24 protein-coding genes are annotated in these 23,238 nt (G+C 42.9%); 15 read left to right on the top strand and 9 right to left on the bottom strand.

Going from position 1 to position 23,238, the window contains the following annotated elements:
* Positions 1 to 115 precede the first annotated feature (115 nt).
* Entirely contained in the window at positions 116 to 997 is an 882-nt protein-coding gene (locus tag MHB69_RS17100; RefSeq protein ID WP_342495810.1) for a Cof-type HAD-IIB family hydrolase, read from the top strand.
* 53 nt (positions 998 to 1,050) lie between these two features.
* Here MHB69_RS17100 and MHB69_RS17105 read toward each other — a convergent pair whose 3' ends face one another.
* The 5 genes from MHB69_RS17105 to pgsB all read right to left on the bottom strand — a co-directional run bounded on the left by MHB69_RS17105 (position 1,051) and on the right by pgsB (position 5,381).
* Positions 1,051 to 2,274 (bottom strand): C40 family peptidase, encoded by a 1,224-nt coding sequence (locus MHB69_RS17105; RefSeq protein WP_342495811.1) that lies wholly within the window; start codon positions 2,272 to 2,274, stop codon positions 1,051 to 1,053.
* 108 nt (positions 2,275 to 2,382) lie between these two features.
* Positions 2,383 to 2,553 carry a hypothetical protein gene (locus MHB69_RS17110; RefSeq protein ID WP_087976066.1) on the bottom strand — a complete coding sequence of 57 codons (171 nt, stop codon included), beginning with the start codon at positions 2,551 to 2,553 and terminating at the stop codon, positions 2,383 to 2,385.
* Positions 2,550 to 3,716, bottom strand: coding sequence for a CapA family protein (locus MHB69_RS17115; RefSeq protein ID WP_342495812.1), 1,167 nt, complete (start codon positions 3,714 to 3,716; stop codon positions 2,550 to 2,552). The genes MHB69_RS17110 and MHB69_RS17115 overlap by 4 nt, the downstream gene beginning before the upstream one ends.
* Before the next feature lie 18 nt (positions 3,717 to 3,734).
* The gene (pgsC, locus tag MHB69_RS17120; protein ID WP_007497520.1) at positions 3,735 to 4,184 is read right to left on the bottom strand and encodes a poly-gamma-glutamate biosynthesis protein PgsC; all 450 of its coding nucleotides are present in this window, start codon (positions 4,182 to 4,184) and stop codon (positions 3,735 to 3,737) included.
* Between the two features lie 15 nt (positions 4,185 to 4,199).
* A complete protein-coding gene (gene pgsB / locus MHB69_RS17125) occupies positions 4,200 to 5,381 on the bottom strand; it encodes a poly-gamma-glutamate synthase PgsB (protein WP_024423670.1) in 1,182 nt (393 codons plus the stop codon).
* A 746-nt stretch (positions 5,382 to 6,127) separates the two neighbouring features.
* Here pgsB and MHB69_RS17130 point away from each other — a divergent pair.
* The 9 genes from MHB69_RS17130 to rbsB all read left to right on the top strand — a co-directional run bounded on the left by MHB69_RS17130 (position 6,128) and on the right by rbsB (position 15,578).
* Complete coding sequence (locus tag MHB69_RS17130; RefSeq protein WP_342495813.1) at positions 6,128 to 7,609, top strand: spore germination protein; 1,482 nt, start codon at positions 6,128 to 6,130, stop codon at positions 7,607 to 7,609.
* Positions 7,599 to 8,696: a GerAB/ArcD/ProY family transporter gene (locus tag MHB69_RS17135; protein WP_065214857.1), complete on the top strand. Its 1,098-nt coding sequence runs from the start codon at positions 7,599 to 7,601 to the stop codon at positions 8,694 to 8,696. The genes MHB69_RS17130 and MHB69_RS17135 overlap by 11 nt, the downstream gene beginning before the upstream one ends.
* Positions 8,686 to 9,828, top strand: coding sequence for a Ger(x)C family spore germination protein (locus MHB69_RS17140; RefSeq protein WP_342495814.1), 1,143 nt, complete (start codon positions 8,686 to 8,688; stop codon positions 9,826 to 9,828). The genes MHB69_RS17135 and MHB69_RS17140 overlap by 11 nt, the downstream gene beginning before the upstream one ends.
* A 116-nt stretch (positions 9,829 to 9,944) precedes the next feature.
* Positions 9,945 to 10,931 carry a LacI family DNA-binding transcriptional regulator gene (locus MHB69_RS17145; protein WP_065214859.1) on the top strand — a complete coding sequence of 329 codons (987 nt, stop codon included), beginning with the start codon at positions 9,945 to 9,947 and terminating at the stop codon, positions 10,929 to 10,931.
* Entirely contained in the window at positions 10,928 to 11,806 is an 879-nt protein-coding gene (rbsK, locus tag MHB69_RS17150; protein WP_070326100.1) for a ribokinase, read from the top strand. Before MHB69_RS17145 ends, rbsK begins: the two co-directional genes overlap by 4 nt.
* Entirely contained in the window at positions 11,803 to 12,195 is a 393-nt protein-coding gene (gene rbsD / locus MHB69_RS17155) for a D-ribose pyranase (RefSeq protein WP_081124929.1), read from the top strand. The genes rbsK and rbsD overlap by 4 nt, the downstream gene beginning before the upstream one ends.
* A gap of 15 nt (positions 12,196 to 12,210) precedes the next feature.
* Positions 12,211 to 13,692, top strand: a complete 1,482-nt coding sequence (locus MHB69_RS17160) for a sugar ABC transporter ATP-binding protein (RefSeq protein ID WP_342495815.1) — start codon at positions 12,211 to 12,213, stop codon at positions 13,690 to 13,692.
* 1 nt (position 13,693) lies between these two features.
* Positions 13,694 to 14,647: a ribose ABC transporter permease RbsC gene (gene rbsC / locus MHB69_RS17165; RefSeq protein WP_024423678.1), complete on the top strand. Its 954-nt coding sequence runs from the start codon at positions 13,694 to 13,696 to the stop codon at positions 14,645 to 14,647.
* Between the two features lie 13 nt (positions 14,648 to 14,660).
* Positions 14,661 to 15,578, top strand: a complete 918-nt coding sequence (rbsB, locus tag MHB69_RS17170; protein ID WP_070326102.1) for a ribose ABC transporter substrate-binding protein RbsB — start codon at positions 14,661 to 14,663, stop codon at positions 15,576 to 15,578.
* 38 nt (positions 15,579 to 15,616) lie between these two features.
* On the opposite strand, the gene MHB69_RS17175 is transcribed toward rbsB, so the two are convergent.
* Entirely contained in the window at positions 15,617 to 16,234 is a 618-nt protein-coding gene (locus MHB69_RS17175; protein ID WP_034281182.1) for a flavin reductase family protein, read from the bottom strand.
* 59 nt (positions 16,235 to 16,293) lie between these two features.
* Positions 16,294 to 17,181: an acetoin biosynthesis transcriptional regulator AlsR gene (gene alsR, locus MHB69_RS17180; RefSeq protein WP_211043591.1), complete on the bottom strand. Its 888-nt coding sequence runs from the start codon at positions 17,179 to 17,181 to the stop codon at positions 16,294 to 16,296.
* Between the two features lie 150 nt (positions 17,182 to 17,331).
* Between alsR and alsS the strand changes: the two genes are divergently transcribed.
* The 5 genes from alsS (at position 17,332) to MHB69_RS17205 (ending at position 21,601) form a co-directional block, all read left to right on the top strand.
* On the top strand, positions 17,332 to 19,032 hold the full coding sequence (gene alsS, locus MHB69_RS17185; RefSeq protein ID WP_081124939.1) for an acetolactate synthase AlsS: 1,701 nt from the start codon (positions 17,332 to 17,334) through the stop codon (positions 19,030 to 19,032).
* A 35-nt stretch (positions 19,033 to 19,067) separates the two neighbouring features.
* Entirely contained in the window at positions 19,068 to 19,838 is a 771-nt protein-coding gene (gene budA / locus MHB69_RS17190; RefSeq protein WP_024423683.1) for an acetolactate decarboxylase, read from the top strand.
* A gap of 152 nt (positions 19,839 to 19,990) precedes the next feature.
* Positions 19,991 to 20,467: an Lrp/AsnC family transcriptional regulator gene (locus MHB69_RS17195; RefSeq protein ID WP_024426311.1), complete on the top strand. Its 477-nt coding sequence runs from the start codon at positions 19,991 to 19,993 to the stop codon at positions 20,465 to 20,467.
* Positions 20,468 to 20,483: 16 nt separating this feature from the next.
* Positions 20,484 to 21,065: a chromate transporter gene (locus MHB69_RS17200; protein WP_342495816.1), complete on the top strand. Its 582-nt coding sequence runs from the start codon at positions 20,484 to 20,486 to the stop codon at positions 21,063 to 21,065.
* Positions 21,065 to 21,601: a chromate transporter gene (locus MHB69_RS17205; protein ID WP_046313475.1), complete on the top strand. Its 537-nt coding sequence runs from the start codon at positions 21,065 to 21,067 to the stop codon at positions 21,599 to 21,601. Before MHB69_RS17200 ends, MHB69_RS17205 begins: the two co-directional genes overlap by 1 nt.
* A gap of 33 nt (positions 21,602 to 21,634) precedes the next feature.
* Here MHB69_RS17205 and MHB69_RS17210 read toward each other — a convergent pair whose 3' ends face one another.
* The gene (locus MHB69_RS17210) at positions 21,635 to 22,954 is read right to left on the bottom strand and encodes a UDP-glucose/GDP-mannose dehydrogenase family protein (RefSeq protein ID WP_342495817.1); all 1,320 of its coding nucleotides are present in this window, start codon (positions 22,952 to 22,954) and stop codon (positions 21,635 to 21,637) included.
* A gap of 116 nt (positions 22,955 to 23,070) precedes the next feature.
* Entirely contained in the window at positions 23,071 to 23,214 is a 144-nt protein-coding gene (locus MHB69_RS17215; protein ID WP_003214884.1) for a hypothetical protein, read from the bottom strand.
* Between the last annotated feature and the right edge of the window lie 24 nt (positions 23,215 to 23,238).

The following is a 23,238-nucleotide window of genomic DNA, read 5'->3' on the forward strand; positions in this document are numbered from 1 at the left end:
CTCATTTTTGTTTAGCCTTGATAGAGAGGAATCAACCTTCCTTTTTTATGAGAATGAAGGAAATCGTACATACTTTGAAGAGGCTAGTGCATGAATGAAGGAGGATTTGACAGCGATGAAAAAAATGATTGCAATTGATTTAGACGGTACACTCTTAAATACAAAAAGTGAAATATCCGCTCAAAACCGTGAGGCATTGATTCGTGCGAAGGATGCTGGCTATATTGTGACCATCTGTACAGGTCGGGCAACTTTTGATGTAAAGGAGCTGCTTGGAGATTTGGACATCCCCATTATTGCGGCAAACGGCGGGACTGTCCATACAGAAGGATACGAGCTCTTCAGCCGTATCACATTGGACCAAGAAGCGGGCAAGCGGGCTGCAAAGGCATTAGTGGAACGAAACATTTACTTTGAAGTCTATACAGATGATGCTCTCCTCTCTCCTTTTGATGGAAAAGAGAAGCTGAAAGCAGAATTTGATCTGATCAAAAGCGCAAACCCAAATGAGGATCTCGCTGATCTATGGGAAGGAGCCATGACGCAATTTAAACAATTTGGCATCAAACCAGTGGATGATATCCGTGAGATTTTTGAGTCGAACGAACCGACCTATAAATTACTCTGCTTCTCGTTTGATATGAACAAACTGAACGAAGCACGAAATCTTCTGGCAGACATGCCCGAGCTTTCATTGACCTCGTCTGGTAAACATATTATTGAGGTGCTGCCAAAAGAGTCTGGAAAAGGACATGCCCTGAAAAAGCTCGCAGCCCATTATGGTGTAGACCGCTCACATATTTATGCAATTGGTGACAGCCCAAACGATCTTTCTATGTTTGAAGAAGCAGGCCACCGCATTGCAATGGGGAATGCTGTTGATGTCATTAAAGAAAAGAGCACCTTCATCACAAAAGGAAATCATGAAGATGGTGTCGCTTATTTTATTGATCTTCTTTTACAAAATCAATTCTATGAAAAAAAGACGCTTGTCTGATCAGCGCCTAGAGAGAAGTGCAGAAGTCCGATAGTATTGATCGGGCTTTTTCTTTATTTTTTGATTCTAACAGCCGTTTCATATTTGTCCTTCCAGTACGTACTTGTTTTCATATTGGTTAAGACAACACCGTTTGAGACAGTCACATGAATGACTTGATTGGATCCTGCATATATCGCCGGCATCAATGATGTTCCGCTGAAGAAGACAAGATCTCCCGGCTGAAGTTCAGAACGTTTCACAGGTGTACCTGCTTTGATTTGACCTGATGCATAGCGGGGCAGCTCAATGCCAAGCACTTCTTGATACACGTACTGCGTGAACCCTGCTGTATCAAACCCTTCCTTTGGGTTCGTACCGCCTTTGACATAAGGGACTTCACCAATATACGTAGCGGCTTTTGATACGATAGGGTCCTCTTTCGCAAGCTCCAGATCTGTTAATCGTTTCGCACCTGTCCATTTCTCGCGCCAATACGATTCAGACAAATAAGAAATTGTCACACTTTCAGAACGGCTCGCATGAATAAAGCGATCGCCTCCAATATACATACCTACATGAGAAATTCCGGGCTTATATGTGTTACTAAAAAAAACAAAATCCCCAGGGCGGATATCGTCTAATGCCACTTTTTCTCCAACGATCCACTGCTGTTCAGCACTTCGAGGTAAATAGATTCCAAGTGATTTTTCAAATAAATACTGTAAAAATCCTGAGCAGTCGAATCCAGTCTTTGGATCTGCTCCTCCAAACACATAAGGAATTCCCAAGTAGGTCATCGCATCTTTCACAAGAGGGTCATCAGAAATTTCTTGTGTGCCAGGCAGTCGTTTGACCGCATAAAATCGATCAGTCCAATATTTGCTTTTGCTGACATCTGTTTTCACCACACCTTGACTAAGCGTGATGTGGATAACCTGATTGTTCCCAGCGTACAACGCCACATGTGTTGGGATATCCTTCGTTTCTTCAAGGCTTCGGAAATACACAAGGTCACCGGGCTGCGCTTTATCCCATGATACCTTTTTTCCAATCTGATATTGATCGATGACCTTCCGCGGTAAATCAAATGTTTCGGATGTTTTGTACACATATTGAATAAAACCAGATGCATCAAAGCCCGTTTTTGGATCGGTTCCTCCTTTATGATAAGGTGTTCCAATCAGCTTTTCCGCTTGCTCCAAAAGAGATGGTGTTTGAGCAGAAACCGCTGTTTGAGACATGAACATCAGCCCTACAAGCGCACACCCTCCAATTAACATTCCTTTCCATTTCATGATCCTTTCCCTCCTTTCTTCTATAGTTTCGACATGACACCTTTCATTTTACACCGTATTTCGACAAAAAAAGAGCACGCGATGTGCGTGCCCTTTATCCTTTTTAGGTTATTTACCTGCTTCCGCTTTTGACTGCTTTTGCTGTTCAATTTTCTGCATTTCAACCGAAATCTTTTGTTTTTCGTGATCTGTCAGACTGTCACTAAATTTAAAAGCAGACATAAAGACAAAGACTAAAATTAACGCAACAAACGGCCAGCTTGCTTTTAGGAATTTCATTTCTTCTCTTTCCCTCCGTTTTCTTTTAAGTTTTTAACTTTATCAGCGTGATCTACTTCAAAGAAAATGTGTCCGTCTTTTTCTTTCCAATCCGCATTCGTTCCATTGGTCAGCATACGGATAATGGCTTTTGATTCTAGAGATCCTGCTTTTACTGGAGCAGGTGTTGCTTCTTTGATGTACATTGGGACAACTTCAAATGTCGCTTTTCCATCTTCATTCAGATGATACTGAACAAGTGCAGAATCACGTGTTCTTGACCAGCCTTGATCAAAAATAAAGTTGCCTAGGCTATAGAAAATCGCTGTTCCGTTATAGACTTCCATTGGTTCAAGGACGTGCGGGTGAGCACCGATAATGATATCAGCTCCGGCCTTAGACATCGCTCTTGCCAATTCTCTTTGTCTGTCGTTTACTTCATTGTTGTACTCCTGTCCCCAGTGAGCATGAACAACGACGAGATCTGCCTTTTCAGCAGCCTGCGAAATCATCGGAATAAAGATAGATGGATCGGCTGGCAGAATACCCGCCTGGCGATTCGTTGCTTTGAAATCTTTCCCATACACATCTGTAAAACCAAGTGTAGCAATTTTGACACCATTTACTTCTTTGTATGAAATGTTCTGCTTTGCATCTTGGAGGTTACGGCCTGCACCTGTATAATCCATGCCATTTTGTTCAAAGGCATTGATCGTGTTGTTCAGCCCTTTTTCACCATAGTCTGCCGCATGGTTATTCGCAAAGTTTAAGACAGAGAAATTTAAATTCTTCAACGCTTGGACAGAATCTTCATCTGTTTTTAAATGAATATTCTTTTGGGCTGCCTGCTCCTTATCTGAAGCGACAGGATGCTCAAAGTTGCCTGTCACATAATCTGACACATCAAAATATGGCTTGGCATAACGAAAGAGATGCTCTTTTCCATAGCGGTCTGTTACTTTTTCTACGTTTCTTCCAAACATAATGTCACCGACAAACGAAGCGGTCAGGATGTTTTCTGGATTCTTTTGTACAGTTGGCACTTTTGCTTGCCCGATAAACGTAAATAGAAATGTACAAGCAATAACGATCGGTAAAGCAATCAGTACATGTTTATTCGTCTTTTTCTTTTGATTCTTTGTGATTTTCAGCAGCTTTTCCTGAAAGCTCAATTTTTTATTCATCATTGGACACACCTTATCTTAAAATAGATAGTAAACATACATGATGGCAAATGTTGCACCACTTAGAAGTAACGTGCTTCCAAGGGTAATTGTAAGACCTTGCTTTTGAATCGTATTCGCAATCAATCCAGGAACGATGATTCCAATTCCGCGGAATTCTGCTATTTCAAATGGGACCACTGGATAGAAGAAATCAAATATCAGTTTCAAAGCAATCCCTGTAATCAGCATCGCAGCAAACTTTCTGCGTCCGTATAAAATCATAAATTTTGATAGACCAAAGCGAACGATGACGTACGTAAGCAAGCTGACAGATAAGACGACTAAAATGAAGACTGGCTGGTTAAATACAAGCGCCAGATAACCCGGAACAACAAGTCCAGCTGGTACGATTCCTGTTTTTTCTGCAAAGATTAAACTAAGTAGAACACCTAAAATTAACGAGATATAAAGATCTGATCCGAACATTTTCTATATTTCCTCCTAGCTGACAAGCTGCTTAATTTTGTATTCTTGAATTTTTTCGATTAACGGTTCAGCGGCACCATGGATATTGCCGACTCCATAAACCACTCGATTATGAAGCTTTTTCTCAAGCATATTCATAATTTCTTCTGTAGATTGATATTCAAGGTTGTGTAAGTGGTCAGCCGGAATTTTCCCTTCCTCATATGCCTTCACAATTGGATCTGTTGTTTCACCAATTAAGACAAGATCACTTGCTTCAATATATGGAAGTACATCCTCCGCAAACTGGATCGTTCTATCTACCCGATCCGCACGGCAGTTCATAATAATAATCGGTTCATCTGTTGGATATCCAATTTCTTTCACACGCTTCCAAATGTTCAATGTAGATGCTGCGTCATTTGCCGCAAATCCATTTACAAAGTGTCCAGGCGTTTTCGCGTCCATTAATGGAAGAATTCTCATCGCTCCTGGATCAGGCGGCGCATTTAACATTCCTCTGAATGCCGTATCTTCATCAATCCCTAATGCTTGGGCAACACCAAGTGCCAGTGAAGCATTATCTGGGAAAACCATGTACTCAAATTTCCTTAAAAACTCATCGGAAATCTTGGAATTATCTGCAACAATGACTTCTGTGTTGCGTTTTTTCGCAATCTCTTTAAAGAAATCCGTATATTCACTATCCGTAATAACCAAGTGTCCATTGTAAGGAATTGTCGCTGTAAAGGCTTCTGCTATTTCATCAAGTGTCGGCCCCATGACGTCCATATGGTCTTCAAGAACGTTTACGATCACGCCAATGTTTGCTTGAAGCAGCTCTTCCTGAAAGATAATTTGGTAATCTGGATTTACCGCCATACATTCACTGACGATAGCATTTGCTCCTCTTTCAACTGTTTCTCTCATAACTTCTTTCTGCTCTCCGATATTCGGTCCTTGCGGTTTCCTTTTAATCGGTTTCTCCTCTGGCGTATCCCAATAAATCATTCTTGCATCCGTTCCCGTTGTTTTACCGACAGTTTTATAACCTGCCTCCATTAAGATACCGGTTGTCAATCTTGTGACGGTAGACTTTCCGCGAATACCATTAATATTGACGCGCACCGGCAGGGCATCGATATTTTTCTGATGACGCTTCTTTTCAATAAAGCCAATCCCTAACATGATGACACAGGCTATAACGATTAACCACATCGCTATCTACATCTCCTTTTTTTATGAGTGTGATATGTAAATTCAATCAACAGTATATCTGTTCAGCATAAAATCACAATCGGTATTATGTAACATAATCTTTCACTTCCTCGTATGCCAAATTCCTCTAATCAGAAGGCTTTTTTGCCTACCCATCCTTTAAATGAAAAGGCCAAAAGGCGGACAAAAATCAGTCTGAATTTCCGCTGAATTCATGAGAAAGCGTTACCATCAATGATCCGAAAATCTTTTGTCCTTTTCTCCCTAAATTTTTTGACAATTATTAAGATGTATTTTGAATCAATGTTTTAAAGCCCGCTCTTCTCTATAACAACAGTCATATCAGCGCTTTAAATGAATAGTGCGTGTTTTGGAATGTTTTATATTTTTGAATGAACAGGTTAGAAAGTCATTCTCATTGGTCAGATCGCTGTGTGTTGACCTATGACAAAGGTCACCTCTAAAAAAATCAAGTCATCTGCTTATTTTTAGGTCACGAAAAATTGGGATAAGATGTAAATATTTGATCATTTTGGTGTACCTTCTCTTTACGAGATTCGCATCTTATGACCTAAACAATGAAACATTATTCATTTGTTTTTATCAAGATTCATCATTTCTTAACATTTTTAATGTGAATTTAGTTGAAAGTTGTCAGCTTATGTCAGGCTTTCCCCAAAGGAGACGAATAAAATTCGCTTCTCCGCTTACACTATGGGTAAAAAATCTGTGAGAGGAGGCTAAAGATGCCAAACACCAATGAGCAGACACGCCTGCATTTTTTATCAGGCAGCTTCGAGGAAAAAATCCGTATCCTAAAAAAAACATTTCAGCAAAGCGGCGACTTTGAGTACCGAGAGTTGATGGTTAATGAAACGAAATCTGCACTGTTTTTTATTAAAACAAGAATAGATGAAGGAAAACTAAATGATTTCATTATCGGTAACTTGTTAGGCTCTCCTGGAAAGCAGAATTATATAAAATCTCTTAGCACACTTGAAACAGGCGACTTGACACTGATCACAGACAGTATTATTGCGGGAAGTATTGCCTTTCTTGATGAAAACTCCTCGCAAATCAAGCTATTTGCTGTCGGACAGCCTCCGCTGCGTTCTATTTCTGAACCTTCTTCTGAAAGTATTATCGCAGGCGCACATGATGGATTTGTTGAAAGTCTTGATACCAATATCTACTTACTGCGTTCGCATTTAAATGATCGGAAGCTCGCCATTCAATATCATAAGGTCGGTACAAAATCAGAAACAAAGCTTGCGACGGTTTATATATCTGATATTGCCAATCAAGAAAAGGTTGAAGAGGTCAACAGACGGATTTCTTCTATTAAAGTAGACACACTGATAAGTCCTGGCTCTATCGTTGAGGCAATTGAGGATGATTCATTTTCTATTTTCCCGCAGCTGATTGATACAGAACGTCCGGATAAGGTGAGATCTGCGATCCTTGAAGGCAGGATCGTCGTACTCATGGATGGCAGTCCAATGGCCATCATTCTGCCTATCACGTTCTTTAGTTTTTTTCAGTCGCCAGATGATTATAACAGCCGCTGGATTCCTGCTACGTTTATTCGTATTCTTCGTTATCTTGCCTGCATCATTGCAGTCATATTGCCATCTTTTTATATTGCTGTTATTGCGTTTCATTATGAGGTTGTCCCAGATGAACTAGCCATTACGATGAAGAACTCTATTATCGGAATTCCCTTTCCTCCATTGATAGAGGCCATGCTGATGGAGATCACGATTGAACTTATACGTGAAGCTGGGGTGCGTCTGCCTAAACCAATCGGGCAAACCATTGGGATCGTAGGTGGTTTGGTTATTGGGGATGCGGTTGTACAAGCAGGACTTATCTCGAATGTCCTAGTCATTGTAGTCGCTGTGACGGCTGTGGCTTCATTTGTACTTCCGTCGTTTGAAATGACGTCCACCATCAGGATGCTTCGTTTCCCGCTCATGTTTATGGCATCGATGTTTGGATTTATTGGCATTTCATTTGGACTGGCCATTATTCTCATGAATTTATGCCGATTAGAATCACTAGGGGTGCCATATTTATCACCTGTTGCTCCATTTAACTGGCAGGACTTAAAAGATACTGTGATTCGACTCCCAATGTGGATGTACAAAAATCGACCTGTTTATTTAAATCCGCAAAAGAAAAAACAAATTGAACAACTGAGAGGGTGGACAAAGAAAAATGAAAAATAAAATATCTCCACCTCAAGCTGTTTTTTTTATCATCCAGTCTCAAATTGGTGTTGGTATTTTAGCGCTCCCCCATTTGCTGATGAAAGACATGGGGCACGATGGCTGGATAGCGATTATTTTAGCTTGTTTTTTCATCCAAATCATCAATACCATTTTTCTTTATATTATCTACAAGTATCCAGAAACGTCATTCTTCCAAGCACTGATTGAGGTCTTTGGAAAATGGATTGGACACGCCTTGGTCGTGCTCTATACGGTATACTTTGCCTCGGTTTGCATCGTTGTCCTTTCTATATTCACAAGGATTCTTGGCATATGGGTGCTCCCGCTCACACCAAACTGGGTGATTAACCTATTACTGATGATATGCATTATCTATATCGCAAAGGAGCAAATTACAGCCATTGTCAGGTTTAACTTTATCTTAACTCCCTTTTTGCTCATGCTCTCTCTATTGATGTTCTATGCATTGAAAGGAACCAATATTGATTACCTCCTGCCTGTTTTCCAAACGGGTATCTCTCAATTTCAGCTTGGATTGAAGGACGTAGTGCTGTCAATGAATGGATTTGAGATGATTTTGATCATCTCTCCACTGATGAAGGGCACCATTAAGGAACGATATAAAGTGATGACCATTTCAAATATATGCACGACACTTTACTACCTATTTATTACATTGATTTGTTTTATGTTTTTCAGCCCGGCTGAGCTTGATGTGATCCCGAATCCTGTTTTGTATCTATTAAAAACCATTACATTCGGTGTCATTGAACGCACGGATTTAATTTTTCTGAGCTTTTGGGTCTTTGTCATTTTAGCCACACTGAGTAATTATCTGTACTTTTGTGCAAATGGTGTGTCCAGTATGCTGAAGAAAAAAAATCACAAAAAATATGTCTACTATTTTGCCATTTTGATTTACGCTGCAAGCTGTTTTCTTTCAACTGATAACTTTAGAATTCAGCGCTTCAATGACTTTACCACCGTTGCACAATATTCATTTATTTACACACTTCCGATCATGATGGCCATTATCATCTTGATCAAACACCGCAAAAAGAAGGTGAAATCACATGAATCATAGGTACATGTTGACACTGCTTATGTGTGTTTCCCTCATTTTCATGCCTGGCTGCTGGGATCAAAACCTATTAAAAGACATCTCTCTCGTATTAACTTCAGCTGTTGATCAAGGAGAGGATGACAATGCGAGATATTCGATTACCTATCGAAAGGTGCAGCAGTCTCAAAGTATGCAGCAAGGGAATTCTGGCAGCTATTTAACCACTGTTCTCACAACCGATGCGCCTACTTTAAGAAAAGCAAGAAGCAACTTTAGCCGGAGTGTAGACCAAAAAATTGATATGTCGAAAATGAGGGTGCTGCTGATCGGTGATGAATTTGCCCAAAACCGGCTGCTTCCTTACTTAGATATGTTTTATCGCGATCCCAAAAGCCCTTTGCTCGCAAACTTGGCAGTGGTGCAAGGGGGGAGCTGTGTGGACTTAATCAATTCTCTGCTCAAGGAAAAACTCATTGTGAGCGACTATTTAAACAACCTGATCACTTCCGCATCACGCTCCTCACAAGTTGCACCTAAGAACATTCAAAATATCCGGTCCAAAATGCTGCAAACCGGCGAGGATTTCACACTGCCGTTACTCTACTACGATAAGTCAAAAAAGTTAACGAGTGTGAGAGGGGTTGCCTTATTTGATAATGAGAAAAAGAAAGGTGAACTGTATGCACAGGATGCCATTCTGCTCACCATTATGGATGGAAAAATGGGCAGTTATGCAAACTTCACGAAAAAAGTAAGAAGTGATATGAAATCAAAGGAGAACAATTACATCACCATTCAAGTAACGGATGCAAAGAGAGACATAAAAATCGTCAATCCTGATCATCGAAACGTAACCTTCTCTCTTGACTATGAATTCACCACCTCTGTTGTTGAATATCCGAAAGACAATTTAGATACAGACAAGAAAATCGAAATGTTAAATAAAAGGCTGTCAGCTATTTTTACAAAAGATGCCGAAAAAGTCATTGCAGCCCTGCAAGAGGCGAATTCTGACGTCCTCAGCCTTGGCAGAAAATATCGGGTCAGACACTATGATGAATATATGAAAATGAACTGGGTCACCGATTATCCGAAGGTGAAAATCATTCCAAAAGTGAAAGTGAACATTACACAAACAGGTATCATTAGTTAAGAAAAGGAAGAAGCCATCTTTCTTTTCTTTTTTTATTTTTTTAGATTGTCATTTCGATGCTTTCGTGATAATCTATGTGTGTAAACGGTTACACATTCATGAAGGGAGGCTCTCCATTGGCTACAATTAAAGATGTTGCAAAAGCTGCACAAGTGTCTGTTGCCACTGTTTCACGCGTGCTCAATGATACTGGATATGTTCATTCAGATACGAAAATCCGCGTGACACAAGCGATGCAGGAGTTGAACTACTTTCCCAATGAAGTGGCTAGATCCCTTTTTAAAAGAGAATCACGCTTAATCGGCTTAATCTTGCCTGATATCACAAATCCCTTCTTTCCTCAGCTTGCTAGAGGCGTTGAGGATGAGATTCATGCGCACGGTTTTCGGTTATTATTCGGGAACAGTGATGAAGATCGAGCGAAGGAAATGGCTTACTTACAAACCTTTAAACAAAATCAAGTAGTCGGTGTCATCGCGGTCACAAATGAACCTGAATCAGATATATACAATGATGATGATCTACCTGTTGTGTTTTTAGATCGAACGGTCCCACATGCACCTTCTGTTTTTGCAGATGCTGCAGCTGGCGGGAAAATGGCGGCAATGGAATTAATCAGACGCGGCAGCCGGCAGATCACACTGTTAAAAGGACCTGCCCATCTGCAAACAGCGCGGCAGCGATTCAAAGGCGCACTCGATGTTCTCACGGAAACAGGCGTCGACTTTCATGTGATGTCTAATGCTTCATTTTCCTTTCAAGAAGCCCGAAAAAGCGCCAAGGCCCTTTTCCAGCTGTACCCTGAAACAGATGGAATCATTGCCAGCAATGACATCGTCGCAACAGCGGTCATCCATGAAGCGCTTCGGATCGGAAAAGCCATTCCAGGAGACGTTCAAATCATTGGATTTGATGATATCCCGCAAAGTGAGCTGCTCTTCCCTTCCTTATCGACCATTAGGCAGCCCGCCTATGAGATGGGAAAAGAAGCGGCACAGCTGTTAATCAAAGCGATTCAGAAACAGCCGATAGATCAACCAGTTATTCAAATGCCCGTCTCTTTTATTGAACGAGAGACCACAAGAAAGGTGGATTCACAATGAGTCATATTGTTGTAGTAGGAAGCTGTTCAATGGATTTAGTCGTCACATCAGATAAACGGCCAAATGCCGGTGAAACGGTTTTAGGTGAATCGTTTAAAACCGTCCCCGGCGGAAAAGGTGCCAATCAGGCAGTCGCAAGCGCCAGACTCGGTGCAGATGTATACATGGTCGGCCGAGTTGGTGATGACGCTTATGGTCAGGATATTCTCAGCAATTTAGAAACACAAGGTGTCCGCACCTCATATATGAAACCGGTTACTGAAATGGAGAGCGGCACAGCTCATATCATTTTAGCAGAAGGTGATAACAGCATTGTTGTGGTCAAAGGGGCAAATAATGAGGTCACTCCTGACTATGTAAGAGAGGCCTTTTCTACAATTGATAATATCGGGATGGTTCTCATCCAGCAGGAAATACCTGAAGAAACGGTCGAAGCGGTCTGCGCCATTTGCAGTGAAAAAGAAATCCCTGTCATTTTAAACCCTGCACCAGCCCGCAAAGTATCGCAGCAGGTTTTAGAGCAGGCTGCTTACATTACACCGAATGAACATGAAGCTGTTCTAATGTTTGATGGTCTGCCAACCAGTGATGCCTTGCGTCAATACCCTAACAAATTATTGATCACAGAAGGAAAAAATGGGGTTCGATATTTTGATGGAACGAAAGACGTGTTGGTTCCAGGCGTTCCTGTCGAAGCAGTCGATACAACAGGAGCTGGCGATACCTTTAACGGAGCCTTGGCTGTCGCTCTAACAGAAGGCAAATCCCTCTATGACGCACTTGCCTTTGCCAATCTTGCCGCATCAATGTCCGTCACAAAGTTTGGCGCACAAGGCGGTATGCCAACAAGAGAAGAATTGGAGAAAAAGAAATGAAAAAAAATGGCATCCTAAACAGCCATATCGCCAAGGTGCTTGCTGATCTTGGCCACACAGATACAATCGTCATCGCAGACTGTGGTCTCCCTATCCCAGAAGGTCCAGTCAAAATCGACTTGGCGTTATCAATCGGCATACCATCATTTCAGGAGGTCACCTCCCTCCTTCTTCAGGAAATGGCCGTTGAAAACATCACTGTAGCTAGTGAAATCAAAGAAGCCAATGAACGAGATCATTTATTTCTTAAGAAAGCGCTCTCAAAACCGTTACATGAAGTAGACCACGAGACGTTCAAAGACATGACCAAACAGGCAAAAGCAGTCATTCGAACGGGTGAAGCCACCCCATACGCAAACTGCATTCTTCATGCCGGTGTCATCTTTTAAAAGGAGGAGCCAGATATGAACATAGAGATGCATAACATCCATAAGGCTTTTGGAAAAAACACCGTTCTCTCCGGGGTCTCCTTTGACCTCGTCACAGGTGAAGTCCACGCACTCATGGGTGAAAATGGTGCGGGAAAATCAACTTTAATGAATCTGCTTACAGGTCTTTATTCTTTAGATCAAGGAACGATACAAATCGACGGAAAAGAAACCGCTTTCAAAAATCCGAAGGAAGCGGAACAGCACGGCATCGCCTTCATTCATCAGGAGCTCAACATATGGCCGGATATGACCGTCTTGGAGAATCTATTCATCGGGAAAGAAATCTATACGAAACTCGGACTGCTAGATACTAAGAAAATGAAGACCCTCGCCCAAACGCAGCTGGACCGTTTATCTGTGAATCTCTCACTTGAACAAGAGGCTGGCAGCTGTTCTGTTGGACAAAAACAGATGATTGAGATTGCAAAAGCATTAATGACCGATGCAAAGGTCATCATCATGGATGAGCCGACAGCAGCTCTTACGGAACGGGAAATCGAGAAGCTCTTCCAGGTCATTGAATCTCTCAAAAAAGAAGGCGTTTCCATTGTCTATATTTCTCACCGTATGGAGGAAATCTTTGCAATCTGTGACCGGATTACGATCATGCGTGATGGGAAAACGGTCGATACGAAAGCCATACCTGAAACGAATTTCCATGAAGTCGTCAAGAAAATGGTCGGCCGTGAATTGACAGATCGATATCCCGAGCGAACGCCTTCTACAGGAGACATTGTCCTTGAGGTGAAACAAGCGTCGAGAAAAGGACGATTTCAAGATATCAGCTTCTCAGTTAAGGCTGGAGAAATCGTCGGTGTTGCAGGCTTAATGGGTGCTGGCCGAACCGAAATGATGCGGTCACTGTTTGGCCTTGATCCTCTTGACCAAGGAGAAATCTGGGTTCATGGAAAAAGGACTGTTATTAAAAAACCAAGTGATGCCGTCAAGCTCGGCATCGGCTTTATCACAGAGGATCGCAAGGATGAAGGGCTCATGCTTGATGCATCCATCCGAGAAAACATCGGTCTGCCAAACTTAAAAAGCTTCTCTCCAAAGGGATTGATTGATAAGAAAACTGAACAGGATTTTGTCGACCTGCTCATTAAAAGACTGACGATTAAAACGGCTTCCTCTGACATCTCTGCCCGAAGCCTGTCTGGTGGAAATCAGCAAAAAGTCGTCATTGCCAAATGGATCGGCATACAGCCGAAGGTCTTGATTTTAGATGAACCGACACGAGGTGTCGACGTCGGAGCGAAACGAGAAATCTATCAGTTAATGAATGAATTGACCGATCGAGGCGTTGCCATTTTAATGGTCTCCTCTGAACTCCCAGAGATACTCGGGATGAGCGATCGAGTGCTCGTCATTCATGAAGGAACCATCAGCGGAGAATTAGAAAAAACAGAAGCAACGCAGGAACGAATTATGACACTAGCTACAGGAGGGAAGTAACATGAAACCACTTACTTCAAATGGACGATTTGATCACATCATGCAAAAGCTTGGGCCATTCTTAGGACTCATCATCCTTGTCGCCATTGTTTCTATTTTAAACCCGGCCTTTTTAGAGCCATTAAACATCTTAAACTTACTGAGACAAATCTCCATTAATGCCCTCATTGCCTTTGGGATGACGTTTGTTATTTTAACTGGAGGCATTGATTTATCTGTCGGTGCCATTCTTGCACTGTCCAGTGCCCTGACTGCCGGCTTTATCGTTTCTGGCATGGACCCGATTTTAGCCATTATCGTCGGCTGTATCATCGGTGCCGTTCTTGGGATGATCAACGGTCTTTTAATTACAAAAGGAAAAATGGCTCCTTTTATCGCAACGCTTGCCACGATGACGATTTTCAGAGGTTTGACACTCGTTTATACAGACGGAAACCCAATTACTGGGCTTGGCTCTAACTATGCCTTTCAGTTATTCGGCCGCGGATATTTCTTAGGCATTCCTGTTCCAGCGATCACGATGCTTCTCACCTTTATCGTACTTTGGGTACTGCTTCATAAAACACCTTTCGGCAGAAGAACATATGCCATCGGCGGGAATGAAAAAGCGGCTCTCATCTCAGGAATCAAAGTACCGCGCGTGAAAATTATGATCTATTCATTAGCAGGCTTCATGTCTGCCTTAGCAGGTGCGATCTTAACGTCTCGCCTAAATTCAGCGCAGCCAACAGCTGGTACGTCCTATGAGCTTGATGCCATTGCTGCCGTCGTACTTGGCGGGACAAGCCTGTCCGGCGGAAGAGGACGAATTGTCGGCACACTCATCGGGGTGCTCATTATCGGTGTCCTGAACAATGGTATGAACTTACTTGGTGTTTCATCATTCTATCAATCTGTTGTGAAAGGGATTGTCATCTTGATTGCAGTCCTGCTAGACAGAAAGAAATCTGCTTAAGGAGGCAGCTGCTATGAAAAAATATCTTATTCTCATCCTGACTCTCTCTTTGTTTCTGCTTTCTGCCTGCTCGCTTGAACCGCCGGAGTGGGCCAAGTCATCTAAGGATGGCAAGAAAAAAGACATCAAAATCGGTCTGTCGATCTCGACATTAAATAACCCATTCTTCGTTTCTCTGAAAAACGGTGTGACAAAAGAAGCAAAAAAGCTTGGCATTGAAGTCGTGATTGCAGATGCACAAAATGATTCAGCTAAACAAACAAGTGATGTAGAAGATTTAATTCAGCAAGGTGTCGACGCATTGCTCATCAACCCAGCGGATTCATCTGCCATATCAACCGCTGTCGAATCAGCAAACGCTTCAGATATACCTGTCATCACATTAGACCGCTCAGCCGAAAGTGGAAAGGTAGAAGCACTTGTCGCCTCAGATAACGTCAAAGGCGGTGAAATGGCAGCTAACTTTATCATCGACAAAGTTGGCAAAGGAGCAAAAGTCGCTGAATTAGAAGGCGTACCAGGCGCTTCCGCTACACGTGAGCGTGGAAAAGGGTTCCATCAAATAGCGGATAAAGATCTAAAAGTGACAGCAAAACAAGCTGCTGACTTCGACCGGACAAAAGGACTGAATGTCATGGAAAACCTTCTTCAAGGAAACCCTGACATCAAAGCCGTTTTTGCCCACAATGATGAAATGGCTCTCGGCGCACTAGAAGCGATTCAAAGCTCTGGGAAAGACATTCTTGTCGTTGGCTTTGACGGCAACGAAGATGCACTCAGCTCGATCAAAGCAGGAAAGCTCTCTGCAACGGTTGCGCAGCAGCCAGAGCTGATCGGTCAACTGGCAGTCGGTGCTGCAAACGACGTATTAAAAGGGAAAAAAGTACAAAAGAACATCGCAGCTCCACTCAAACTAGAACAGAAGAAATAAACAGAAAACCCCCGATATCCCTCGGGGGTATTTTTCTATTACTGTGGTCTTTTCAGCACAAATGACGTGCCTAAATGGGCATAATCATTACCTGCTAGGCGAGCGACTGGTTTCAGTTCATTAGTAGAAACATAGCCTTTTTCTGCATCATAAACAGCCTCATCTAAATGTGCACATACAACCCGGCCAATGATATGATCAACTGTGATCTCCCCTTCATCATTTTGAAAGGTCAGATGTTTTTCCAGCTGACATTCAAAACGAATGCGTGCTTCCTTGATCCCCGGCACCGAAATGACATGACTCTCTACTTGATGAAGTCCGGTACGATCCAGCTCACTCTCTTCCCTAGGCAGAGTAGCAGCTGTTTCATTAATATCTTCTATCATGTCTTCATCACTCACATGAACCACAAACTCTTTCTTATCGATGATATGCTGCGCAGTATCTTTCATCTGACCATCACGTCGTCCGATAGAAACCGCAATGAGCGGCGGGTGTCCGCTGATGACATTAAAGAAACTAAATGGTGCGGCATTGACGACATTTTCTTTAGATAGACTTGTAATAAATGCAATCGGTCTTGGAACGATAGATCCAGATAATAATTTATATGCCTCTTTTCGTGACAGCTGATCCAGTAGCAATGTAATCAATTCAGGTACGCCTCCTTTTAATGTAACGACATCATACCATAACCCTTTCTCTCTACCTCTTATTCCAGCTCGGTGCGATGCAGGATATGGTGGACCAGATGAAATAAAGCAGGATTATGATTTTCACGCCTATAGGAAATCGTCCATTCCGCTAGAAGCTGTTCATCCTCAATGGAGCGATATACAACATCCAGATTAAATAAACGCCGGGCTGATTGTGGAATCACTGCAATACCGATCCCTGCTGTGACAAGGCCAATGATCATTTGATATTCCGCCGCTTCCTGCACGATATTTGGAGAAAATCCGTACTTTTCACATAGCAGGACAAAGTGCTGATAAAGAGACGGCCATGATTCCTGTGATAAAGAAATAATCGGTTCATGACGGATATCTTCAATCGCGACCGTCTCTTTTTTAGCCAATCGATGATTTTTTGGAATCGCAAAAATACATTCACTTTGCTTCATCAAACGACTGACTAATTCTTCATGCGGCGATGTAGGGTGTAAAAAACCGATATCAATCTCACCATTTAAAAGTGCCTCTAGCTGCTGCGGAACGGAAAGCTGCTGCAGCTCAATACTGACAGAGGGATACAGCTCCCTGAATTCACGTACAACGGGCGGCAGAATATCATATGTCGCAGTTCCAACAAAGCCTATGATGATTTTCCCCAGCTCTCCTCTTGCTGTATGACGTGCATGATCAACGGCTTTATCAAGCTGCTGCAGCACTCCCCGAACCTCCTGTAAAAAGACCTTTCCAGCTGCTGTTAGCTCCACCACCCGCTTCGACCGGTGAAATAAAGGAAAACCCAATTCTTCCTCAAACTGCTTAATTTGCTGACTAAGTGGAGGCTGTGTCATATTCAACCGCGCGGCTGCTCTGCCAAAATGCAGCTCCTCCGCTACTGTGACAAAATACTGCAAATGTCTCAGTTCCATCCTTTCACTCCTCACACACTTATTCGTGAAACATATCAAAACTACGTTAAACATATATTGGAAAATTTATTTTATGAAATGTATAGTAAATCATATCATGAAAATATATTTTCATAAAAAATTTTACTTGCCGAAAGGAGTGCGGGGTAAATGAAATCTCAAGCACAACCCCTAACAAGACGAGGAGCAGAGTTGATTGTTGATACGCTGATTGCTCAAGGTGTGACCCATGTTTTTGCGATTCCAGGTGCAAAAATTGACGCTGTATTTGATGTATTAAAAGACAGAGGTCCAGAGCTTGTCCTATGCAGACACGAACAAAATGCAGCCTTTATGGCAGCTGCTGTCGGACGTTTAACTGGCAAACCAGGTGTTTGTCTCGTCACATCAGGTCCTGGTGCATCTAATTTAGCAACAGGTCTATTAACAGCCAATACAGAAGGTGATCCTGTTGTCGCAATCGCTGGAAACGTCATTCGTGCAGATCGTCTGAAACGAACACATCAATCACTCGACAATGCGGCATTATTCAAACCAGTCACAAAATATAGCGTTGAAGTACAAGACGTAAACAATATACCAGAAGCATTAACAAATGCTTTTCGCGCGGCACAAAAAGGGCAGGCTGGAGCAGCATTTATCAGCTTTCCACAAGATGTCGTGACAGAACACACCACACAAACACCAGTGTCTGCTCACCCTTCTCCAGAATTAGGTCCTGCACCAGATGCTCTCATCAGTTCGGCTATCGCCAAAATTCAAAATGCACACTTACCTATTGCGATTGTGGGAATGAAAGCTAGTCGTCCAGCTGCTGCAAATGCCACAAGAGCATTATTAAAAACACTTGGTATCCCATTTGTTGAAACGTACCAAGGAGCCGGCGTTCTCTCAAGAGAGCTCGAGTCTCAATATGTAGGCAGAATCGGCTTATTCCGTAATCAGCCGGGTGATCTTCTCATTGAACATGCAGATGTCCTTTTGACCATTGGCTTTGATCCAATTGAATATGATCCGAAGCATTGGAATCTTCAGCCGCAGCAGCGTCAGATCATCCATGTTGATGATATGCAGGCAGATATTGACCATTTTTATGAGCCAGCGCTTGAGCTTATAGGCAATATTTCTGAAACCGTCAAACATCTAGCGCATGACAGTGTTCCCCTTTCTTTAAGCAAAGAGAACATAGAATTAGTCACTGAATTACAGGAGCTATTAAGCGACATCGAAAAGACACCAGAAAGAGAAAGTCATCGATCTCACCCACTGGATGTCATTCATACATTGAGACGTCTGATTCCTGATGACACGAAGGTCACGTGTGATATCGGATCTCACGCGATTTGGATGTCCCGTCACTTCCGCGTCTATGAACCGAACTCATTCCTGGTGAGTAACGGCATGCAAACATTAGGCGTCGCATTACCATGGGCAATTGCGGCTTCTATCATGAATCCAGATGAAAAGATTATCTCGGTCTCAGGTGATGGCGGTTTTCTCTTCTCCGCAATGGAGCTAGAAACAGCAGTCCGGAAGAAAACAAACCTCGTTCACCTTGTTTGGAACGACAGCACATACGACATGGTCGCGTTCCAGCAGGAAATGAAATATGACCGCACATCCTGCGTTGAATTCGGGCAGATCGATTTAGTGAAATATGCGGAAAGCTTTGGAGCAACTGGACTAAGGGTCAACTCACCTGAGGAGCTTTCAACCGTCCTTCAAAAGGGTATAAACATAGAAGGACCCGTGATTATTGATATTCCGATTGACTATCAAGACAACCCTGACCTCGCCAGTCAAAAATGGCCAGAAGTCTTTCGCAAAAAACATGCAATGAACGTCAGATAAGACTTCGATACATTACATTAAAGGAGTGAGCGGTTATGGGTATGATGCACCCAATGAATCAACAGAATGACACAAGACAGCATGACAAACAGCAAGAGGTCTATCAAGTATCGACAATGACCTCCCTGCTGGAAGCCGTATATGATGGAGATTTCTCCCTCGCACATATTCCTGAACACGGTGATTTTGGCATCGGTACATTCAATCAATTAGATGGAGAGCTGATCGGCTTTGACGGCGCATTCTACCGGCTGCGCTCGGATGGAACAGCGACACCGGTCACCAATCAAGATTATTCACCATTCTGCTCTCTAGCATTCTTTGAAACAGATATCGTTCATCGAATTGATGCACCTATGACGTCCAAAGAACTTGAAGAAGAAATCGACCGCATTTTACCAAGTAAGAATATCTTTTATGCGGTCCGCATTGATGGATCATTCAAAAAGGTTCAAACACGTACGGTTGAAAAACAGGAAAAACCTTACGTTCCGATGGTAGAAGCAGTCAAGTCTCAGCCTATTTTCGACTTTGAGGATATTCAAGGTACGATCGCAGGCTTCCGTACACCGCAGTATGCACACGGCATTGCGGTGAGTGGATATCATCTTCATTTTATTGATGAAGATCGAAGTGTTGGCGGACACGTATTTGATTACACCGTTGATCAAGTCACCATCCGCATTTCTCAAAAACGCCATATGAATTTACACCTGCCAAATACGCAGGAATTCTTCCAAGCAGACATTGATCGAGCTGATCTTGCACAGCAAATTGCCAGTGCAGAAAGCAGCCCAGATCAATAAATGAAGACACCCCGTTGATTCCGGGGTGTTTTTTTATGCACAAAGATGATTTCTTGCACGTGATGTTTTCGTTTCGATAGCAAAATAGAAATTATCCAGTCTATTCGTAATAAAATATGATAGAATATCAACAGAAGAAAGGTGGTTATACGGTGTCAAAAGACTATAGCATTCCAAACCTAACATTAGACGAAAGAGATAAACAAATTCTATCCCTATTACACGAGGACGGGCGCATGTCTTATACAGATCTCGGCAAACAGGTCGGTCTGTCACGTGTAGCCGTACAAGCCCGCATTCAGCAGCTCATTGAAGCAGGGGTCATTGAACGATTCACCGCTGTAATTAACCCCGCGAAGGTTGGCATTCATGTCTCTGTCTTCTTTAATGTAGAGGTAGAGCCAAAATTTTTAGAAGCGGTTGCCCTTCAGCTTGAAAAGGAAACGGCTGTCACAAGTCTTTATCACATGACAGGACCAAGCAAGCTGCATATGCATGGCATTTTTCAACATGAACAGGAAATGGAGACTTTCCTGACAAAAAAGCTATACCCCTTAGAAGGCGTCGTCAGTGTGGACTGCCAAATGCTCATTAAACGATACAAAAGCCGCATGGGCATGAAATTGTAGACAGGAGTTGAACCACTTGCAATCATATATCGAACTCATTATCGCTATGGTGCGAACCGGGATTCTCGGTTTTGGCGGAGGCCCTTCCGTCATACCGCTTATTCGCCATGAAGCGGTGGTGAAATATCAATGGATCAACGATGACGAATTCGGAGAAACACTCGCCATCGCCAATGCCTTACCAGGCCCGATCGCAACAAAAATGTCAGCATACCTCGGCTATCGATTAAAGGGTGTATCTGGCGCAATTGTTGCCACAGCTACTCATATTTTACCTACTTGTCTCGCCATGGTAGCCCTTGTCACACTTGTCAGCGTCTTAAGCTCCTCACAAATCATTCAAAATATGATTGGCGCTGTGACCCCTGTCATAGCGGTTCTGTTAGGCCTCATGGCATATGAATTTGGACAAAAAACGCTGAAAGGATTCGGCATGATCTTCGGGATCGCTCTATTCCTTCTTGCCTTTATTGGACTGCAAGTACTGTCCATTCATCCAGGAATCATTGTGATGATCTTTTTATTTTATGGCGCTTTTCATTTTAAACTGAAAAATCATTGGAATCGGCCAAATAAAGAGAAAGGAGTGTCTTCATGATCCTGATTCTCTTTTTATTCTGGGCATTCTTTTTATCCAATCTATTAGGATATGGCGGTGGGCCTGCATCAATCCCGCTCAATTATGAAGAAATCGTCAATCATTTTCATTGGATGACGAACGAAGGATTCTCCAATATGCTGGCTTTAGCCAATGCACTGCCGGGGCCAATCGCTACGAAGATTGCAGCATATGTCGGTTATGACGTCATGGGCTGGCCAGGCTTTATCGTGGCACTGCTTGCCACTGTCCTGCCGTCTGCTGTTGGGCTGATTTTATTGCTCAAGCTGATTGACCGCTTTCGTCAATCTCCCGTCGTTAAAGGCATGACCTTATCCGTTCAGCCTGTCATTGCGATGATGATGCTTTTATTAACATGGGAAATCGGCGGAGATGCAGTGAAAGCCATCGGCTGGACGCAATCGCTCGCCATTGCCGCGATCTCCTTTTTCTTCATGACCAAATTCAAGCTGCACCCTGCCTTTCTGATTGTGGCTGCTTTCTTATATGGCGGATTCATTCTGCCGCATTCATAAAAACCGATAACATTCACTGTTATCGGTTTTCTTTCACGTATAAATTGGAGAAACTGATCTGCGCCCAATCGAATGATACTCGACCCCAGCTTGTTCTGCCGCTTCAAGTGTATGACAGTTTCGTCCATCGAAAATAAGCGGCCGCTTCATCCATTTCTTATAGGAAGCAAGTGGAAACGACTGTATATCCGCCCACTCTGTTAATAGACAGACCGCATCAGCATCCTTGATCGCTTCTTCAATCGTTTGAGCAAATAAGACTTGATCCGGCAGCTCGCGAGCTGCATGCCTGGCAGCAACAGGATCATATGCCACAAGCTCCGCACCTAATTGATGGAGCTCATGAGCGATCGGAATAGATGGTGCCTCCCTCATATCGTCTGTATTCGGTTTAAAGGACAGACCAAGAAGCGCAATTCGCTTCCCTTCAAGAGCTGCCCCCAGCCGATCCTGAATATTTCGGATAAAACCTGCCCGCTGCTCATTATTTACTTTGATGACAGCCTTTAGCAGCTCAAAATCATGGGACACATGCCCTGCAATTTGGACAAGGGCATTTGTATCCTTTGGAAAACAAGAACCACCGTAGCCAATGCCCGCTCTGAGAAAGGACGAACCGATCCGCTGATCAAGCCCCATTCCCTGCGACACCCATTCAACATCAGCACCTGTTTTTTCACAAATGGAGGCAATCTCATTCATAAAGCTGATTTTTGTCGCAAGAAATGCATTTGATGCATACTTGATCATTTCAGCACTTTTACGGTCTGTTTTGACCATTGGAAGGTGGAAATCAGCATACATCTCCTCCAGCTGATCTAATACGACTTTTGTTTCAGCTCCAATCACAAGCCGGTCCGCCCTCAATGTATCTGAAATGGCAGAGCCTTCCCGTAAAAATTCTGGGTTAGATGCAATCGCTAGCGGCTCCTTCCGTCCTAATTCTTGATGGATCAACTGATCGATTTGATCACCAGTTCCAACAGGCACCGTACTTTTCACCACAAGGATCGCCCCTGACTTTGCTTTTATCCCCATCTCTTTTGCAGCCTGAAACACATACTGTAAATCAGCTTGGCCATCTGCCTGCTGCGGGGTGCCGACTGCAATCATTAACACATCTGCCCGCGAGTAGACTTCCGCTCCATTTATGTGAAAATGAATTCGTCCCTGCTCAAGATTGCGTTTCAATAGCTCTTTTAACCCTGGCTCATACATTGGGGGATTTCCTTGTTTCAGCTGCATGACCTTTCGGCGGTCAATATCAATACACGCGACATCATGACCTGCCTCCGCTAAACACACACCTGTCACAAGCCCCACATACCCACAGCCTGCAATCGCAATATTCATGACACCATCAGCTCCCCATACTCCTTATGCTTGTAATGACATCGTATGCCGGGGGCGTTCATTCCATTCTTAAAAGCATACAAAAACCCCCTGCCATCACTAGCAGGGGGTCACTTTTATGAAACAAGACCATTTCGAATATGAGCAATCAGATTTTCAAGCATTTCTTTTGTTGTGACATCATTTGAATTTTCACCAATATCATGAGCGTACATCAAAATCTTTAAAAATTCTTCTTGATTTAAACCCTTATTATCCATGTCTGTATCCTTTCGATTCCACTA

Source organism: Bacillus sp. FSL K6-0994 (assembly GCF_038630815.1).
In the GTDB taxonomy this organism is placed as follows: Bacteria; Bacillota; Bacilli; order Bacillales; family Bacillaceae; genus Bacillus; species Bacillus safensis.

Excerpts from the sequence above, each read along its gene's own strand:
- MHB69_RS17100 (WP_342495810.1), top strand. The coding sequence starts at position 116 with ATGAAAAAAATGATTGCAATTGATTTAGACGGTACACTCTTAAATACA.
- MHB69_RS17105 (WP_342495811.1), bottom strand. The coding sequence starts at position 2,274 with ATGAAATGGAAAGGAATGTTAATTGGAGGGTGTGCGCTTGTAGGGCTG.
- MHB69_RS17110 (WP_087976066.1), bottom strand. The coding sequence starts at position 2,553 with ATGAAATTCCTAAAAGCAAGCTGGCCGTTTGTTGCGTTAATTTTAGTC.
- MHB69_RS17115 (WP_342495812.1), bottom strand. The coding sequence starts at position 3,716 with ATGAATAAAAAATTGAGCTTTCAGGAAAAGCTGCTGAAAATCACAAAG.
- pgsC (WP_007497520.1), bottom strand. The coding sequence starts at position 4,184 with ATGTTCGGATCAGATCTTTATATCTCGTTAATTTTAGGTGTTCTACTT.
- pgsB (WP_024423670.1), bottom strand. The coding sequence starts at position 5,381 with ATGTGGTTAATCGTTATAGCCTGTGTCATCATGTTAGGGATTGGCTTT.
- MHB69_RS17130 (WP_342495813.1), top strand. The coding sequence starts at position 6,128 with ATGCCAAACACCAATGAGCAGACACGCCTGCATTTTTTATCAGGCAGC.
- MHB69_RS17135 (WP_065214857.1), top strand. The coding sequence starts at position 7,599 with ATGAAAAATAAAATATCTCCACCTCAAGCTGTTTTTTTTATCATCCAG.
- MHB69_RS17140 (WP_342495814.1), top strand. The coding sequence starts at position 8,686 with ATGAATCATAGGTACATGTTGACACTGCTTATGTGTGTTTCCCTCATT.
- rbsK (WP_070326100.1), top strand. The coding sequence starts at position 10,928 with ATGAGTCATATTGTTGTAGTAGGAAGCTGTTCAATGGATTTAGTCGTC.
- rbsD (WP_081124929.1), top strand. The coding sequence starts at position 11,803 with ATGAAAAAAAATGGCATCCTAAACAGCCATATCGCCAAGGTGCTTGCT.
- MHB69_RS17160 (WP_342495815.1), top strand. The coding sequence starts at position 12,211 with ATGAACATAGAGATGCATAACATCCATAAGGCTTTTGGAAAAAACACC.
- rbsC (WP_024423678.1), top strand. The coding sequence starts at position 13,694 with ATGAAACCACTTACTTCAAATGGACGATTTGATCACATCATGCAAAAG.
- rbsB (WP_070326102.1), top strand. The coding sequence starts at position 14,661 with ATGAAAAAATATCTTATTCTCATCCTGACTCTCTCTTTGTTTCTGCTT.
- alsR (WP_211043591.1), bottom strand. The coding sequence starts at position 17,181 with ATGGAACTGAGACATTTGCAGTATTTTGTCACAGTAGCGGAGGAGCTG.
- alsS (WP_081124939.1), top strand. The coding sequence starts at position 17,332 with ATGAAATCTCAAGCACAACCCCTAACAAGACGAGGAGCAGAGTTGATT.
- budA (WP_024423683.1), top strand. The coding sequence starts at position 19,068 with ATGGGTATGATGCACCCAATGAATCAACAGAATGACACAAGACAGCAT.
- MHB69_RS17210 (WP_342495817.1), bottom strand. The coding sequence starts at position 22,954 with ATGAATATTGCGATTGCAGGCTGTGGGTATGTGGGGCTTGTGACAGGT.
- MHB69_RS17215 (WP_003214884.1), bottom strand. The coding sequence starts at position 23,214 with ATGGATAATAAGGGTTTAAATCAAGAAGAATTTTTAAAGATTTTGATG.